1 protein-coding gene is annotated in these 355 nt (G+C 69.9%); it reads left to right on the forward strand.

What is annotated here, in order from left to right; genetic code table 11:
* Window positions 1–355, forward strand: a 355-nt coding sequence (locus IEZ03_RS38465) for an RNA polymerDNA-directed RNA polymerase subunit B (protein WP_506269209.1), incomplete at both ends; no start/stop codon positions are given.

A 355-nucleotide genomic window follows, 5' to 3' on the forward strand; every position in this document is an offset into this window, starting at 1 on the left:
GAGGCCACCCTCGGCGCGGTCCCGGTCCCGATCGAGGTCGACGACATCGACCACTTCGGCAACCGGCGCCTGCGCACGGTGGGCGAGCTGATCCAGAACCAGGTGCGGCTCGGGCTGGCGCGCATGGAGCGCGTGGTGCGGGAGCGGATGACCACCCAGGACGTCGAGGCCATCACGCCGCAGACCCTGATCAACATCCGGCCGGTCGTGGCCTCCATGAAGGAGTTCTTCGGCACCAGCCAGCTGTCGCAGTTCATGCAGCAGAGCAACCCGCTGGACGGGCTGACGCACAAGCGGCGGCTGTCGGCGCTGGGTCCCGGTGGTCTGTCGCGTGAGCGGGCGGGCATGGAGGTCC

Origin of the sequence: Actinomadura livida (genome assembly GCF_014648675.1) — a bacterium.
GTDB lineage: Bacteria > Actinomycetota > Actinomycetes > Streptosporangiales > Streptosporangiaceae > Spirillospora > Spirillospora livida.